The sequence below is a fragment of the Candidatus Palauibacter sp. genome, from assembly GCF_965237495.1.
In the GTDB taxonomy this organism is placed as follows: Bacteria; Gemmatimonadota; Gemmatimonadetes; order Palauibacterales; family Palauibacteraceae; genus Palauibacter.
This window is the reverse complement of record NZ_OZ250143.1, coordinates 2,550,954-2,566,553: the sequence shown is the minus strand read 5'-3', so window position 1 is coordinate 2,566,553 and position 15,600 is coordinate 2,550,954. Positions and strand designations below refer to the sequence as shown.

The 15,600-nt window shown below is 70.8% G+C and carries 10 protein-coding genes; 9 read left to right on the top strand and 1 reads right to left on the bottom strand.

Annotated features, from left to right (window positions below; translation table 11 throughout):
* Positions 1-26: 26 nt before the first annotated feature.
* The 5 genes from ACPXY0_RS11300 to ACPXY0_RS11280 all read left to right on the top strand — a co-directional run bounded on the left by ACPXY0_RS11300 (position 27) and on the right by ACPXY0_RS11280 (position 9,144).
* Positions 27-3,737 carry an FG-GAP-like repeat-containing protein gene (locus ACPXY0_RS11300; RefSeq protein WP_423924625.1) on the top strand — a complete coding sequence of 1,237 codons (3,711 nt, stop codon included), beginning with the start codon at positions 27-29 and terminating at the stop codon, positions 3,735-3,737.
* Positions 3,734-6,010, top strand: a complete 2,277-nt coding sequence (locus ACPXY0_RS11295; RefSeq protein WP_423924624.1) for a CRTAC1 family protein — start codon at positions 3,734-3,736, stop codon at positions 6,008-6,010. Before ACPXY0_RS11300 ends, ACPXY0_RS11295 begins: the two co-directional genes overlap by 4 nt.
* A 57-nt stretch (positions 6,011-6,067) precedes the next feature.
* Positions 6,068-6,436, top strand: a complete 369-nt coding sequence (locus ACPXY0_RS11290) for a helix-turn-helix transcriptional regulator (protein ID WP_423924623.1) — start codon at positions 6,068-6,070, stop codon at positions 6,434-6,436.
* A gap of 325 nt (positions 6,437-6,761) precedes the next feature.
* The gene (locus tag ACPXY0_RS11285; RefSeq protein WP_423924622.1) at positions 6,762-7,913 is read left to right on the top strand and encodes a helix-turn-helix transcriptional regulator; all 1,152 of its coding nucleotides are present in this window, start codon (positions 6,762-6,764) and stop codon (positions 7,911-7,913) included.
* An 85-nt stretch (positions 7,914-7,998) separates the two neighbouring features.
* Complete coding sequence (locus ACPXY0_RS11280) at positions 7,999-9,144, top strand: helix-turn-helix transcriptional regulator (protein WP_423924621.1); 1,146 nt, start codon at positions 7,999-8,001, stop codon at positions 9,142-9,144.
* Positions 9,145-9,193: 49 nt separating this feature from the next.
* On the opposite strand, the gene ACPXY0_RS11275 is transcribed toward ACPXY0_RS11280, so the two are convergent.
* On the bottom strand, positions 9,194-11,365 hold the full coding sequence (locus ACPXY0_RS11275) for an aminotransferase class I/II-fold pyridoxal phosphate-dependent enzyme (RefSeq protein ID WP_423924620.1): 2,172 nt from the start codon (positions 11,363-11,365) through the stop codon (positions 9,194-9,196).
* Here ACPXY0_RS11275 and ACPXY0_RS11270 point away from each other — a divergent pair.
* The 4 genes from ACPXY0_RS11270 (at position 11,364) to ACPXY0_RS11255 (ending at position 15,448) form a co-directional block, all read left to right on the top strand.
* Positions 11,364-13,352 (top strand): DEAD/DEAH box helicase, encoded by a 1,989-nt coding sequence (locus ACPXY0_RS11270; RefSeq protein ID WP_423924619.1) that lies wholly within the window; start codon positions 11,364-11,366, stop codon positions 13,350-13,352. The two genes, ACPXY0_RS11275 and ACPXY0_RS11270, sit on opposite strands and share 2 nt — an antisense overlap.
* 805 nt (positions 13,353-14,157) lie before the next feature.
* On the top strand, positions 14,158-14,583 hold the full coding sequence (gene dtd / locus ACPXY0_RS11265) for a D-aminoacyl-tRNA deacylase (RefSeq protein WP_423930668.1): 426 nt from the start codon (positions 14,158-14,160) through the stop codon (positions 14,581-14,583).
* 2 nt (positions 14,584-14,585) lie between these two features.
* Positions 14,586-15,065, top strand: coding sequence for a TIGR00725 family protein (locus ACPXY0_RS11260; RefSeq protein ID WP_423924618.1), 480 nt, complete (start codon positions 14,586-14,588; stop codon positions 15,063-15,065).
* Positions 15,062-15,448, top strand: coding sequence for a hypothetical protein (locus ACPXY0_RS11255; RefSeq protein ID WP_423924617.1), 387 nt, complete (start codon positions 15,062-15,064; stop codon positions 15,446-15,448). The genes ACPXY0_RS11260 and ACPXY0_RS11255 overlap by 4 nt, the downstream gene beginning before the upstream one ends.
* Positions 15,449-15,600: the final 152 nt, after the last annotated feature.

Here is a 15,600-nt window from a genome sequence, read left to right as displayed (position 1 = left end):
CGGACTCTCCGCCACGGGCTGCTGACTTGGCCGCGAGACCCTCCGGCCTCCGTGCCCTTCTCGCCTCGACTATCGGGGTCATCTTCTTCGGCGCCTGCGAGAACTCTCCGCCGCCCGTCTCGATCGATTGGATCGAGGGGGAGGGCGCCCGCGAGCGAACGCTCCGGTTCGAGGGTGAGCCCGGCGGCGGCTTCACGCGGCTCTCGCCGGACCGGACCGGGATCACGGCGACGTCCTCCGTCTCGCGGGAGGCACGGCTCGCGAACCGGACGCTCATCCACGGGGTCGGGGTCGCCCTCGGCGACGTGGACGGGGACGGGTGGGTCGATCTCTACCTGTGCATGCTCGACCGGCCGAACGTCCTCTACCGCAACCTCGGCGGGTGGCGCTTCGAGGACGTGACCGGACGCTCCGGGACGGCGCTCGCGGATCGGCTGTCGCGCGGCGCCGTCCTCGCCGATGCGGACGGAGACGGAGACCTGGACTTGATCGTGGCCGTCCACGGGGAGACGAACGCGCTCCTTCTGAACGACGGGAGCGGGGTCTTCGAGGAACGTGACGCGGGGTTCGAGGGCGCCTGGGGGAGCAGCACGGTGGCGCTGGCCGATGTCGACGGAGACGAGGACCTCGACGCCTACTTCGCCAACTACAAGACGATCCAGGGGGACGACCTGTTCGGCCCCGAGGAGCGGAGTCTGCGGGGGCTCGCGGAGCGGGTGGGGGACGAACTCGTGGTGACGCCTCCGTACGACGCGCACTACCGGATGCGCCTCGAAGGGGAGCGGGCGTTGCGGTTCGAACTCGCGGACCCCGACGAGTTCTATCTGAACGACGGGACGGGTCGCTTCGAGCCGGTGGACCTCGGGGGCGGCGCCTTCCGGAGCGCGGACGGTGAGGCGGTCACGGAGGTGCCCCGGGAGTGGGGACTGGCGGCGCGCTTCTTCGATGCGGACGACGACGGAGACGCGGATCTCTTCGTCGCCAACGACCTCGGGAGCCGGGACGGGTTCTGGCTCAACGAGGGCGGGATCTTCGTGGCCGCGTCGGGTCTCGCCTTCCGCACCGAGAGCACTTCGTCGATGGGGGTCGACTTCTCGGACATCGATGGCGACGGCGATACGGACTTCGTGACGACGGAGATGCTGGCCCTTGATCCGGTGCGGCGGCGCGAGCAGGTGTCGCTCGGGGCGGCGGTGCGGACGTCCCCCGGGGAACATGCCGCGCGGAGGTCCGCGGACCGCAACACGCTGCAACTCAACCGCGGGGACGGGACGTGGGCGGAGACGGCCCGCGCCGCCGGGCTCGACGCTTCGGAGTGGACGTGGGGGGCGATGTTTCTCGACGTCGACCTCGACGGCTACGAGGACCTCCTGATCACGAACGGGCACGGGTGGGACCCGCTCGACGGGGACACGCAGGAAGCGCTGCGGACCGGCCGCATCCAGGTGGACTGGCGCGAGGAACTCGGGGTGTTCCCGCCGCTGCGGCTGCGCAATCTCGCCTTCCGGAACCGGGGCGACGGCACCTTCGCCGAGATGGGCCGCACGTGGGGATACGGGGTGGAGCCCGACGTGAGCCACGGGCTCGCCGCGGCCGACTTCGACCGGGACGGGGACCGGGACGTCGTGATCACGCGGCTGGACGAGCCGCCCCTCGTGCTGCGGAACGACGCGGGGGGCGCGCGGGTCGCCCTGCGCGTGCGCGGGGAAGGGGGGAACACGCAGGCGATCGGGGCGCGGGTCGTGCTCGCCGGCGGGGGGGCGCTCCCGGCCCAGACCCGCCAGCTGACGTCGGGCGGGCTGTACCTGTCGGGTTCGGATCCGGGGCTCACCTTCGCGATGGGGGAGAGGGCCGCCGCGGAGGCGACGATCGTGTGGCCCTCGGGGCGCCGCCGGACGCTGCGGGTGTCCGCGAATCGCGCGTACGAGGTCGCGCCGCCCGGGGACGCCGCGGGCGGGGAGCCCGCGATGCGCGGGGCGGCCGGCGCGGGAGGCGGCCCGGCGCTGTTCGCGGGTCCGGAGCCGGTCGGCCGGCACGGCGAATCGACGTTCGATGAGCTGGCCCGGCAGCCGCTCGTGCCGCTCGAGCTGTCGCGGAGCGGCCCGGGCGTGGCGTGGGCGGACGTCGATGCGGATGGTGACCCCGACCTGCTCGTCGGCGCGGGGGCGGGAGGCCGCGCCCAACTCGCGATCAATGAAGCGGGTCGGCTCGCGGACCCGGTGCCGTTCGGCGCCCCGGCCGTCGGCGACCACACGTCGATCCTCGCGCTGCCCACGGCCGCCCGCCCGGTCATCCTCGCGGGCGTGAGCAGCTGGGAGGCTCGCTCGTCGGCCGACCTCTACGCGATCCCGCCCCTCGCCCGCCTCGATGCGGGCCCCCCGCCGGCCGTGCCGCCGAGCCCCCACGCGACGGGGCCCCTGGCGGCCGCCGATGTCGACGGAGACGGCGATCTCGACCTCTTCGTCGGCGCCCGCGCAACCCCCGGCGCCTACCCCCGGCCGGCCGACTCGAGGCTCCTGCTCGCCGACGGCGACGCCTGGACGGTCGACGCGGCCGCCGCCGCGACGCTGCGGGGGATCGGGCTCGTCTCGGGGGCGGTGTTCTCCGATGTCGACGGGGACGGCGACCCCGACCTCGCCCTTGCCGTGGAGTGGGGGCCCGTACGGCTGCTCGAGAACGACGGCGGCTGCTTCACGGACGTGACGGACGCCTGGGGCCTGGGAGCGCACACCGGCCGCTGGAACGGCATCGCGACGGGCGATTTCAACGGGGATGGGCGCTCCGACCTTGTGGTGACGGCCTGGGGCGACAACACGGGGCTCGTGGCGACCGCCGACCGCCCGGTCGGCGTCGTCGCCTCCGACTTCGACGGGAACGGACTCGTCGATCTCATCGAGGTCGAGACGGGGCAGGATGGGGTGGCGCGCCCCGTGCGCGACTATCTCACACTCGGCCGCACGCTCCCCTTCCTGCGGCGCGCGGCGCCGACGTTCGAGGCCTTCGCCCGAGCCTCGGTCGAGGATCTGCTGGGCGGCGGGCGCACCGGGCTGTACCGGACGAGCGCCTCCACCCTTCGCCACACGGTGTTCCTCAACCGTCCGGGAGAGCCCGGAAACGGAGGCGGGTTCGAGGCGCGCCCGCTCCCCGCCGGCGCCCAGATGGCCCCCGCGTTCGGCGTGGCGGTGGCGGACTTCGACCGGGACGGCCATGAGGATCTCTTCCTGGCGCAGAACTACCTCGCGACGCCCCGGGGGCTCCCCCGTCACGACGCGGGCCGCGGCGCGCTGCTGCTCGGCGACGGCCGCGGCGGCTTTCGGATCCTCGACGCCCCCGAAAGCGGCGTCGAGGTGTACGGGGACGCCCGCGGGGCCGCCGCGGCGGACTTCGACGCTGATGGGCGCTGGGACCTGGCGGTCGGGCAGAACGGGGCCGAGACCCTCATCTTCCGGGGCCGGGGCGGGCTGCCGGGGCTGCGCGTCCGGCTGTTGCCGGGCGGCGGCTCCCCCGGCGCGATCGGGGCGCGACTGCGCCCGAGGTACCGCGACGGCGCCGAGGGGCCTGTGCGTGAGATCCAGGCCGGGAGCGGCTACTGGTCGCTCAACGGCCCGGTACAGGTGTTCGGGCGCGCGGCGGATATCCGCGCAGTGACGGTCCGGTGGACGGACGGTACCGAGGAGGTGTTCGAGGTGGAGACCGGCACACTGGAGGTGACGTTGAGGAGAGGGGAAGGGTCGTGAGCCACGCCCGCGGGTCCGCGCGCGCGCGTCCCCTGAAGATGCGCGGGTCGCCGCTGCTGGCGGCCGGGGTGTTGGCGGTCGCGCTCCTGGCGGGCTGCGGCGAATCGGCCGAGTCGCCGGCCGGGGCCGCGCGGCAGACCGCCGAGATGGCCGTCCGCCTGCGGGCGCTGGCCGACTCCGCGGACCCGCTCCTTGACGAGCAACTCAACACCGCGCGCCTGCGTTACTACACGAGCCTGCCGCCGTCGGCGGACCCGGCGGAGATGCTGGTCCGCGTGGCCAGCGCCGCGCGGGAACTCCTCAACGCGGGGCTCACGCAGCCGGCGCTCGAACAACTCATCTTCCTCGATCAGACGCTGGAGGAGGTGCCGGCCGAGCCGGTCCCGGGGTTCCGCCGCGAGGTCGAGGAGCTGATCGGGGTCGCGTTCCTGCGGCTGGGGGCTGAACTCGTCTGCCCATCCAATCGTCCGCGCGCCGGAACGGTCGCCGAGATCGGGCAGCGGTTCCCCTGCTGGCCGGCCGTGCCAGCGGCCGCCCCGGTCCTTGTCTCCGACTCGGCGCGTGCCGCCCTCGCCGCCGCCAGAGGGTGGCACCTCTCCCTCCTGGCGCTGCGCCCCGACGACCTCCGGGCCCGCTGGATCCTGAACCTGGCCGCGATCACCCAGGGAGTGTGGCCCGACAGCGTCCCGCCCGGGTATCGGCTCGACGCAGCCGCGCTGGGCGGTCCGGGCGACCTCCCCCGCTTCGAGGAAGTCGCCCGCCGCGCCGGCCTGGACGCGGTCTCCCTCTCCGGCGGTGCGATCGTGGACGACCTGAACGGCGACGGCCTTCCCGACGTCATGACCTCCTCCCGTGGTCTCCTGCACCAGCTCCGCTACTTCGAGAGCAACGGCGCGGGGCGGTTCGTCGACCGCACCGAGGCGGCGGGGCTGGAAGGGCTCCTCGGCGGCCTCAACCTCGTTCACACCGACTACGACAACGACGGTGACGCGGACGTCCTCGTCCTGCGCGGCGGCTGGCTCGTGCAGGCGTATCCCAACTCACTCCTCCGCAACGACGGGGGATTCTTCACGGACGTGACCCGCGAGGCGGGACTCTACTCCGAGCACCCGACCCAGACCGGCGCGTGGGCCGACTTCGACGGCGATGGCTGGCTCGACCTCTTCATCGGTAACGAGTCGAGGGACAGCCTCACGCACCGCAGCGAACTCTACCGGAACCGGGGCGACGGCACCTTCGAGGAGGTGACGGCAGAGGTCGGCCTGGACGTGGCCGCATTCGTGAAAGGTGTGACGTGGGGAGACTACGATGACGACGGGCGCCCGGATCTATATGTGTCGATCCTCCACGCCCCCAACCGTTTGTACCGGAATCTGGGTCCGGACGCCGGCGGCGGGTGGGGGTTCGAGGACGTGACCGAGCGGGCCGGTGTGGGAGAGCCGCTGGCGAGCTTCCCCACCTGGTTCTGGGACTTCGACAACGACGGGCGGCTGGACATCTACGTGGCGGGCTACGCCGCGCAGACCGCCGACCTCGTGCGGGAGATGACGGGGGAGTCGCACTCCGCCGAACTCCCCCGCCTGTACCGGAACCTGGGAGACGGCACCTTCGCCGACGTCACGGCCGTGCAGGGGCTCGACCGCATCATGTACGCGATGGGCTCGAACTACGGCGACCTCGACGGCGACGGCTGGCTGGACTTCCTCGTCGGCACCGGGGACCCCGACCTCCGGCAGCTGATGCCGAACCGGATGTTCCGCAACCTCGGCGAAGGGTTCGTGGAAGTGACCGGGGCCGGCGGGTTCGGGCGCCTCGACAAGGGGCACGGCGTCTCCTTCGTGGACATCGACAACGACGGGGATACCGACGTCCACATGGAACTCGGCGGCGCCAACGAGGGGGACCTCTCGCCCAACGCCCTCTATGAGAACCCGGGGTTCGGCAACCGCTGGATCGCGCTCACGCTGGAGGGCGACCGGGCCAACCGGCCGGGGATCGGGGCTCGCATCACCCTGACTGTCGAGGGCCCGGACGGCCTGCGACGGATCCACCGCTCGGCAGGCACCGGCGGCAGCTTCGGGTCGAACCCGCTCCGCCAGGAGATCGGGCTGGGCCGGGCGACACGAATCGAGTCGGTCGAGATTCGCTGGCCGGGTTCGGGCACGGTGGACCGGCTCACGGACCTCGCCCTGGACCGCGCCTACCGCATCCGCGAGGGCACCGGCACCGCCGAGCCGCTGGAGCGACCCACCATCCGCCTCGGCGGCATCTGAACGCTCTGCAAGAACGCGGGATCATCCTCCCCTGATTCTGGGGGCGCCGCCGGTTCGATGATGGTCGGGCGCTCCTCCTCCCGCGGACCGCTGATCCTTCACATCAGTCCCGTGGGCGAGCAACAACCACATTGCCAGGCTCGGCGGGTCGCGGCGCTCATTCTGGTCCTGGATCCAGCCACCCCCGCACCGATCGATCCGGCGCTCGTGGCGGCGGCCCTGGGCCTCACCACGACGGAGAGCGAGTTGGCCGTTGCCCTGGCCGCCGGCCAAACCGTGCGCGACATGGCCCTTTCGACGGGCCGCACGGAGCAGACCGTACGCTGGCACATGAAGCGGATTCTCCGAAAGCAGGGCATTTCACGGCAGGTGGATCTGGTGCGGCGGGTGCTGATGTTGGGGGGCGCCCCCGACTCTCGCGGCTGAATCCGTCGCCGGTTGTGGCACGCCGACCGACGGGTGCCCGTTGCGAACCTTGGCAGGTCTGCGGTGGTACGACAGATCACGCGGCGCGCGGTTTCTTTGGCGAACCACTGCGGGGCGGTGGACTCCCCCCCCATTGGTGAAAAAACACCTCAACCGGGTGGCATCCAGGGTCCAGGATGTGACGTGCCGGGCGGGGAACCGCTGGCGAGCAGCCCCCTAATGTTGGGGGCGTTTTCCAGGCGCGCGATCCCCAATATTAGGTAGCATAAGGAAAGATGCGCACTCTAGCTCTAGCGCGCCGTCCTCCCCGGGCAGACGAGGCTTTATGAGTTCCGTGGATGTGTTCGAGCGTACCGTGAGGCAGCTGCAGGATGCGGCCCTGGGCCACGCCGCCTGGCCCGAGGCGGCTTGCCTGATCAGTCGGGCCATCCGGACGCGAGGCAGTGGCTTGTCGTTCTCCACCGGGTATTCACAGTCCGACGCGGAGATCTTCTACGCGGAGCTCTGTCTCGGTCGGGAACCCCGCGAGGACTGGGTGTGCAGGTATTTCGAGGACTACTGGCCCCGGGATGAACGCATCCCGCGCCTCTTCCGACTGCCTCACGGCCAGCTGGTGCACACCGGCGAAGTGTACACGGATCGCGAGAAGAAGACCTCCCCCACCTACAATGAGGCGTTGCGCGACATCGAGGCACAGGACGGTCTCCACATGCGCCTCGATGGTCCGGAGGGATCGCACATCGCATGGGTTACAGCCGACTCCACCGAGCCGGGGGGCTGGGGGGCCGATCAAGTCGAGATGATCGAACGTCTTCAGCCGCATGTGCGCCAGTTCGTGATCGTGCGCCAGGCGCTTGTCGAAGCCGGAGCGCTGGGTGCGTCGCTCGGCGAGCTGCTCGAGAGCACCCGCTTCGGCCTCATTCAGCTGAATCGGGCCGGCGGCATCGTGGCGGCGAACGACCGGGCCCGGAATCTGCTTCAGGAGGGCGATCGCCTCAGGGACGACCGCGGGTTCCTCGGGATTCGTGTGCCGTCAGAGAACGCCGAGTTGTCGCGGTTGGTGGAGTCCGCGGTGCCTCGGTTCGGCACCGGGGGCGCTTCCGGTTCGATGATGGTCGGGCGCTCCTCCTCCCGCGGGCCGCTGGCCCTTCACGTCAATCCTGTGGGCGAGCAACAACTGCAGTCACAGCCTCGGCGGGTCGCCGCGCTCGTGCTGGTCGTGGATCCCGCCACCCCTACCCCGATCGATCCTGCGATCGTGGCCGTGGTCCTGGGCCTCACGCCGACGGAGAGCCGGCTGGCCGTTGCACTCGCCGCCGGCCAGACCGTGCGCGAAATTGCCCTTTCGACGGGCCGTACGGAGCAGACCGTACGCTGGCACATGAAGCAGATTTTCCGAAAGCAGGGCATTTCCCGGCAGGTCGATCTGGTGCGACGGGTGCTGAAGCTGGGGGGCATTCCGGAGTCTCGCGGGTGAATCCCGGCTACCCGATCCGGGCTATGTACGTGGGGCACCCGGGGCTCTTACGATTGGCTGGATCATCGACCGGAAGGGGAGACTCGTGAGGGCACAGGATCCGTTGAATCGTACTCTGGCATTGCTGCACGAGGCCACGCTCGACGATACGCGCTCGTTCGATGCAGCTTGCCAGTTGAACGAGACTTGCGGGACGCGGGGAAGTGTCCTGCTTCTCCTTGACGGGTGTTCTCCGGCCGACATGGAGGTCTCATTCGCCCGGTTCTGGTTGAATGGACAACGCCGCGAGGATTGGGAGCGCAAGTATTTCGAGGACTATTTCCCGTGGGATCCACGCGTCCCGCGCGTCCTTCGACAGCCTGGCGGTGAACTGTTGCACACGCCCGATCTGTACACGGAGCGGGAGAAAAGGAACTCACCGGCATACGAGGCGCTCCTCGATACGGAGGCGCAGAACGGTCTCCATGTGCGCCAGGCCGGGCCCTCGGGCTCCCACGTCGCGTGGATCCTTGCCGACTCGTTGGAAGAGGACTGGACGTCTGCTCAAGTCCGCCTGATCCACCATCTTCAGCCGCATGTATTCCGGTACGTGAGTATGCGCCAACAGCTGGCTGAGGCCAGGGCGCTCGGGACATCCCTCAGCGGGCTACTCGACAGCACCCGTCTGGGGGTCATCCAACTGGACCAGCGCGGGCGGATCGTGACGGCGAACGACCGAGCGCTGACCTTCCTCAAGGAGGGCGCTGGGCTGGGCGACGAGGGAGGATTCCTGCGCGCCTCGTTGCCGATGGAGAACTCCGAGCTGTCGCGCTTGCTGGCGAACGCGTTGCCGCCGTTCGGTGCCCAGGGCCGCGCCGGCTCGATGTTGATCACGCGCTCCCTCGCTCCAACGCCTCTGGTCATTCACATCAATCCGGTGGGCGAGCCGCATCCCGAATGGCATGGGCGGCAGGTCGCCGCACTGGTGCTGGTCGTGGATCCGGCCCGCCGCAGCCGGATCGATCCGAAGCTCGTCGCGGCGGCTCTCGGCCTCACGCCGATGGAGAGCGAGGTGGCCGTGGAATTGGCCGCCGGCCATACCATCAGGGACATTGCCCGGTCGAAGGGCCGATCAGAGGGGACCGTGCGCGCGCACGCGAAGCGGATCTTCCGTAAGCAAGGCATTTCGCGGCAGGGGGATCTCGTGCTTCGGGTAATGACGCTGGAGGATATTCCCGACTCGCGCGACTGAGACGGCCGGCGTCGGCGCGGCGCCGGCGGGCCGGCGCCGGTTCTGACGGTTATGGCGTGCCGCCGCCCTTCAGCACCAGCAGGGTGTCGATCGCCGACGAGAAGGTGCCGAAGTCGGCGGCGCCCCGGATGGCCACGCTGTCGCCGAGGATGAAGTAGGGCGTGCTCGAGATCCCGGCCTGGGTCACGCTGGTGTAGTCACGCAGCACGAGCGGGGCCAGTACGCTGTTGCGGACGCACGAGCCGAACGACTCGGTGTCGATGTCGATCTCGTCCGCGTATTCCATGAACTGCGCGTAAGGGTCCGGCACGCCGCTCCACTCGTCCTGACGCTCGAACAGGATGTCGTGCATGGGCCAGAACTTGCCCACGGCCCCGGCACAGTAGGCGGCCTCGGTCGAGACGAAGGCCTGGGGATGTCCGGGGTTGGCGTACGCGATCCACAGGTAGCTGACCTTGCCCGCCTCGATGTACGCGCTGTCGATCCGCGTGAGCGTCTGCTCGTGGAACTGCCGGCAGAAGGGGCACTGGAAGTCGGAGATCTCCACCACCCGCAGGGGGGCGCCCTCCTCGCCCTTGATCCGGCTGCGGTCCGCGCGTTCGCGGGCGACCTCGGCGTTGGCCGGTACGACCGAGCTTTCCTGCGTACTCCCGGCCTCGGCCGCGCAGCCCGCCCACGCGAGGGCGAGACCCGGCAGGAGGGCCGCGACGACTCTGATGCGTGATGTGGCGTTCATACCCGGTCCTCCCGGTGAGAGTTCGTCGGCGGCCCGGTGCAGCGCCTCCAACACCTCGTCAAGGTGGCGCTCCTCCGTGTGAACGCTCCCGACGGACAAACGGAGAACATAACGTCCGGCGAGTTCCGTGTGCGAGATGAAGGAGCGGCCCCCCGCGTTGACCCGGGCCAGGATCTCGCGGTTCCAGCCATCCTCCGTCGCCGGATCGCCCCCCGACGCTGCCCGGAAGCAGATGGTGCTGAACGACACCGGGGCGGCCAACTCGAACACGCCGCCCCCCGCGAGCCGGTCCGCCGCCGCCTCGGCCATCGCGATGTGCCGCCGCATCGTCCCGGCCAGACCGTCGGTACCCACGCACCGGAAGAGCATCCACAGCTTGAGCCCCCGGAAGCGGCGGCCGAGCGCGAGGCCGATGTCCATGAGATCGATCTCGTCGTCCTCCGATTCGAGGTAGGTGGGGGTGAGGGCGAGCGACTCCCGGAAGGGAGCCACGTCCCGGTACAGGAGCACCGAACAGTCGAGCGAGGTCCCGAGCCACTTGTGAGGGTTAAGGACGATCGAGTCCGCCGCCTCCCAGCCGCGGAAATGCTCGCGCTGTTCGGGGACCATCGCCGCGGGCCCGGCGTAGGCTGAGTCGACGTGCAGCCACACGCCGTGGCGCCGGGCCACCGCCCCCAGCGCCTCCACCGGGTCCACGCTGCCGGTGGACGTCGTGCCGATGGTCGCGCACGCCATGGTGGGCCGCACGCCCCTCGCCAGGTCCTCCGTGATCGCCGCCTCGAGCGCCTCCGGCCGCATGCGAAAGGCGTCGTCTACCGCGATGCGCCGCACGGAACGGTGCCCCAGCCCGGCGGCAAGCGCCGATTTCTCCACCGACGAATGCGACTGCTCGGAGGTGTAGACCGCGAGGGCGGGGCCTCCCGCGAGCCCATCTGCCCGGACTCGCGTCCCGGCCAGTTCACGCGCGGCCAGGAGAGCCGTGAAGGTGGCCGTCGACGCCGTGTCGAGGATCAGGCCCGAGAAGGACGCCGGCAGGCCGACGGCCTGCCGCAACCAGTCCACCGCGGTGCGCTCGACCTCGGTCGCGGCGGGCGAGGTCCGCCACAACATTGCGTTGACCCCGACCGCGGCGATGAGGAGTTCCGCCACGATGCTCGGCGCCCGCGTGGAACTCGAGAAGTACGCGAGGAAGCCCGGATGGTTCCAGTGCGTGAGACCGGAGACGATATGCTCATCGAAGTCGGCCAGCACCCGCTCGAAGGGGTCCGGCTCCCGGGGCGGCCGGTCCCCGAGTGCGCGCCGCACCTGGCCGGGTTCGATGGCAGGGAAGACGGGGAACCCTCCCACACGGCGCCGGTAGTCGATCGTCCACTCGGAGGCGCGCCCGAGCGCCGCGCGCAGCGTTTCGGGGCTCCAGTCCGCGGGCGCGGGGTCCGTGCGGGCGTTCTCGCGCGCAGGATCCGCCCTCTTCGTATGGTCCGGCATGCAAACTCCTGACTCGCTCGAGTCGCTGTGGCTTCTCGTGGCCGACCTCCGCCTCGCGGTCGAGGAAGAGATCGAGGCCGTGACGGCGGACCTGGTCCGCCGGGGGCTGGACCGGCCCGTATCGGCGCTCTCCGGGCGTTCGCGCGGCGAGGCGGGGACGGGTTACCGGTACGCCTTCCAGATCGCGGGCGGAATGTACGACATCCGGGCGGACGACCGCGTCCGGATTCACGCCGGCGCACGGGACGTGCTGGGCGTCGTCCAGCGCTTCGACCGCACGTTGGGTCTCCTGCAGGTGGTGAGCCCCGAATGGCTGGGCGAACGCCTCGACGGCGCGGAACTGGAGTTCGATCCCACCTGGCTTCTGCGCGAACTCTCTCTCCGGCTGGCCGAAGTGGCCGAGGACCCGGACGAGTTCTTCCCGGAGACGGTGCTCGAGGCGTTCGGCAGGCTCCCGCCCCGGCTGGGCCGGGATGCCCCGCGCCTCGCTTCGTCCGAAGACCTCAACGAACCCCAGCGCGACGCGCTCGAGCGCGTGTTGGGAAGCAGCGCCCAGCTCGTCTGGGGTCCGCCGGGAACGGGCAAGTCGCGACTCGTGGCGCGGGCCGCGCTGGAACTCGCCCGCCGCGGACGGGTGCTCGTCACGGCGACGACGAACGGCGCGGTGGACGAGATCGCGCGCCGCCTCGCGTCGATCGCCGACCCGGCCCTCCTCGACGGGGATCGGATCATCCGGGTGGGGTTCGACCTCGGGAGCGCCCCGGACGCGCGGATCGACTTCGGGGCCGCCGTGGCGCGGCGGATCGAAGGCGGGGCCGGCGGTGTGGATCGCACGCTCGCGGGTCTGGAGGGCCAGTTCGGGGCGATCGCCCGCCCGGGGGCGAATGCGGGGGCCGGGAAGCGCGGGGACGCCTCCGCCTTCAACCCCTACGCCCGCGCGGGCCGCCTGCTCTCGCTCGCCAGGTCGCGCGGAGACGCGGAGGCCGCGCGGACCCTGGGCCGCGCGCTGCTCGGGATCACCCGACAGGCGGAGCGCGTGCTCGAGGAGGCCGACATCGTCCTCACCACCTTCGCCCGCCTCTCGATCCGGGAGGAACTCCGCCGGCTGCGGTTCGAGTCCCTCCTCATCGACGAGGCCAGCACGGCGCCGCTCCCCTACGTGGCGCTCGCGGCGTCGCGAGTGGCGGGGCCCGCGATCGCCGTGGGAGACTTCCAGCAACTGCCGCCGGTCGTCACGAGTACGGCCGCGACGGCGGAGCGGTGGCTCCGGACGGATCTGTTCCGGGAAGTCGGCGTGGTGGATAACGTGCGCGACGCGGGTCTGCCGTCCGCGAGCGACGGACTCTGCGCGATGCTGGACCTCCAGTACCGGATGGCCCCCGGCATTCGGGAGCTGGTGAGCGAGTTCTTCTACGGCGGGCGCCTGCGGGACGCGCCGGAAGTGCGCGACCGGGCGACGAAGGGCCGCCCGGTGACGGTGCTCGACACGAGCGGGCTCGACCCCCGGGTCGAACGGGCGGACGGATCGCGCCGCAACCGGACCCACGCGGAGGTCGTGGCGGACTTCCTCGCGCAGGCCGCGAGAGAAGGCTTCGCCGAAATCGCCGTGGTGTGCCCCTACCGGGCGCAGACGCGGCAGCTGCGGGACCTCGTCCGGCGGCGGCTCGGGCGCGCGGCCCCGGCCGATCTCCAGATCAGTACCATCCACCGCTTCCAGGGCCAGGAGAAGAGGCTCGTCGTCATCGACACCGTGGACGCGCCGCCGGGACGCAGCTGGTTCCTGGACGAGCGGCGAAACCGCGACTTCCCCCGGCTCCTCAACGTCGCGCTCTCCCGCGCCCGGGACCGTCTCGTCATCGTGGCCACCGTGTCCGGACTCAGGCGGACCCTTCCCGCGGACGCCCTCCTGAACCGCCTGCTCGAACACCTGGTGCGGTCGGGTTCGCGCGTATCGGCGCGCCCCGCGGACCTCTGGTCCGGACGATGAGCCCCTATCGAAACCCGTGCCGACGGCAGCGACGAAACGCAAAACAGAGAATTCTGTTCCCGGATCGTTAGGGGAATCGCGCATCTCGTTGACGAACTTTTTGAAAAACTGCGACTCGGTCCCATCGGGGATTGACGATGGAAAAAAATCTTTTTAGTATTCGTGTGTGCCAAGGGAGGCGGTACCGACCTACCGGAGGTCGAGGCCGACGACCGCACCGCGAGTCGCCCGATGCGGGATCGCGAACCGGGGCGCGCACCCCGGGGTTCGGAGGCGGCGGAGTTCCGGCGACGGAACGAAGTGGCCAACGAACGAGGGATCACGCACAGCTGGATCGGGCAACGGGTACCGAAGCTCGCAGAGATCCTGAAGGACCGCGCAAGCTAACAGGATCGGGCGGTTGATAGCTGTAAACAAGCCTCCTCGCTCAGCCCCTGACGCCCTCTGGGCGGCTAGGGGCTGAGTGCATCTACCCCCTGTGGCTCCGAGGTCCCGTGCGCCGGGAAGCGGGCGGGAACACCGGGGAGGATTTCCCTCGGGAGGCGCCACTCCCCCACACCGGCTCCCCCCCATCGCCGGTTGTTCCGTGTGGGAGAGGGCGTCGGTCGCACCGGCGATATTTTTCCAAAAAAGTGCGTCCATAAAATGTGGATATAATGTCCATATAAAGTCGATTTGTCGTGGACGCAGCGGCACCGTCGCTCGACGCCCAAACTCGACGCATCTTTTTGCGGGCCCGGGTTTTCCACTTCCTGTGGACAAGTCGGCGCACTGAGAACCGGGGGAGGTCGCATAATTGCGAGTCGTGATCCAGCGGGTCAGCGGGGCCCGGGTGAGGGTCGGAGGCAAGGTCGTGGGCCGGATCGGCCTCGGCCTGGTGGTCCTCGTGGGGTTCGCGCCGGAAGATTCCGAGGCCGGGATGCGCTGGATGGCGGACAAACTGTGGGGCCTGCGCGTGTTCGCGGACGACGAGGGCCGCATGAACCGGTCGGCGCGCGACGCGGGGGCGGCGCTGCTCGTCGTCTCACAGTTCACCCTCTACGGCGATGCATCCCGCGGCAGGCGCCCCTCCTTCGTCGGTGCCGCGCGGCCCGCCGCGGCCCGCGCGCTGTACGAGCGATTCGTGGCGCTGTGCCGGGAGGGTGGTGAGGTGGCGGAAGGCGAGTTCGGCGCGATGATGGAGGTGGAGTTGACGAACGACGGGCCGGTGACCCTGCAGCTGGAGCGCTGAGCTTGCGTCCGCTGAGGATCGGGATCATCGGCTCGGGCGTCGCGACCGCGCGGGAGGCCGACCTGGCGCGGGCCGCGGGGGCGACCCTCGCCCGCGCCGGCGCGATCGTCATCTGCGGCGGCATGGGCGGCGTCATGCAAGCCGCCTCGGAGGGCGCCGCGGCCGAGGGAGGTACGGTGGTCGGGATCCTGCCCGGTTCCGATGCGGCCGGTGCGGCGAGCGGGGTCACGATCCCGATCCCCACGGGACTCGGCGAGGCGCGCAACGTGCTGGTGGCGCGGGCCTCGGAGGCGGTCGTCGCGATCGCCGGGGAGTGGGGGACGCTGAGCGAAGCGGCGTTCTGCCGGAAGTTCGGTATTCCCGTGATCGGACTCGCCTCGAGGCTCCCCGAGGGCGTCACCGACGAGACCGCGGACGGCGCGGTGGAGGCCGCGGAGCGCGCCCTCGAACTCGCCGCGGGCCGGAGGGCGAGGCCCGCGTGACCGGGTTCGTGCTCTTCGGCGGCATCCTGCTCGTGCTCCTCGCCACGATCATCTGGGCCGCGATACGGGCCGGAGAGGACACGGGGGCGGCGCTCGGGGCCGCCGAGCGCCGCGACGCCGCGATCGAGGCGCTCCGGGATCTCGAACTGGAGTACCGCACCGGCAAGCTCTCCGACGAGGAGTACACGGCCGTCCGCGAGCGCCTGGAGCGGGAGGCCCTGGAAGCGCGTAACGCCGCGGCCTCGGGGGCGGAGGGCGGCCGTGCCCGCGGCCCCGGGGATGGCCCCGAGCCCCCGGGAAGCTGCCCGGGTTGCGCATCGCCGCTGGGCGGCGATGAGGCCTTCTGTCCCGCGTGCGGGGCCGCCCTCGCGACCCGCGGTTGACGTCCGGTTGAGACCCGCCCGCACACTGGTCGGAAGCCAGCGGACGGCGCGGTCGGAAGGAAACCGAAGAAATTGCGAAAGGTCGAGAATCATGGTATTCTCAAGCTCCGTCGCGACGGGCCGCAACCGAACCGACGAAACCCCCGGCCATG

What these genes read in the sequence shown, in the direction of transcription:
- ACPXY0_RS11290 (WP_423924623.1), top strand. Translation starts at nt 6,068, where the DNA reads ATGATGGTCGGGCGCTCCTCCTCCCGCGGACCGCTGATCCTTCACATC.
- ACPXY0_RS11285 (WP_423924622.1), top strand. Translation starts at nt 6,762, where the DNA reads ATGAGTTCCGTGGATGTGTTCGAGCGTACCGTGAGGCAGCTGCAGGAT.
- ACPXY0_RS11270 (WP_423924619.1), top strand. Translation starts at nt 11,364, where the DNA reads ATGCAAACTCCTGACTCGCTCGAGTCGCTGTGGCTTCTCGTGGCCGAC.
- ACPXY0_RS11275 (WP_423924620.1), bottom strand. Translation starts at nt 11,365, where the DNA reads ATGCCGGACCATACGAAGAGGGCGGATCCTGCGCGCGAGAACGCCCGC.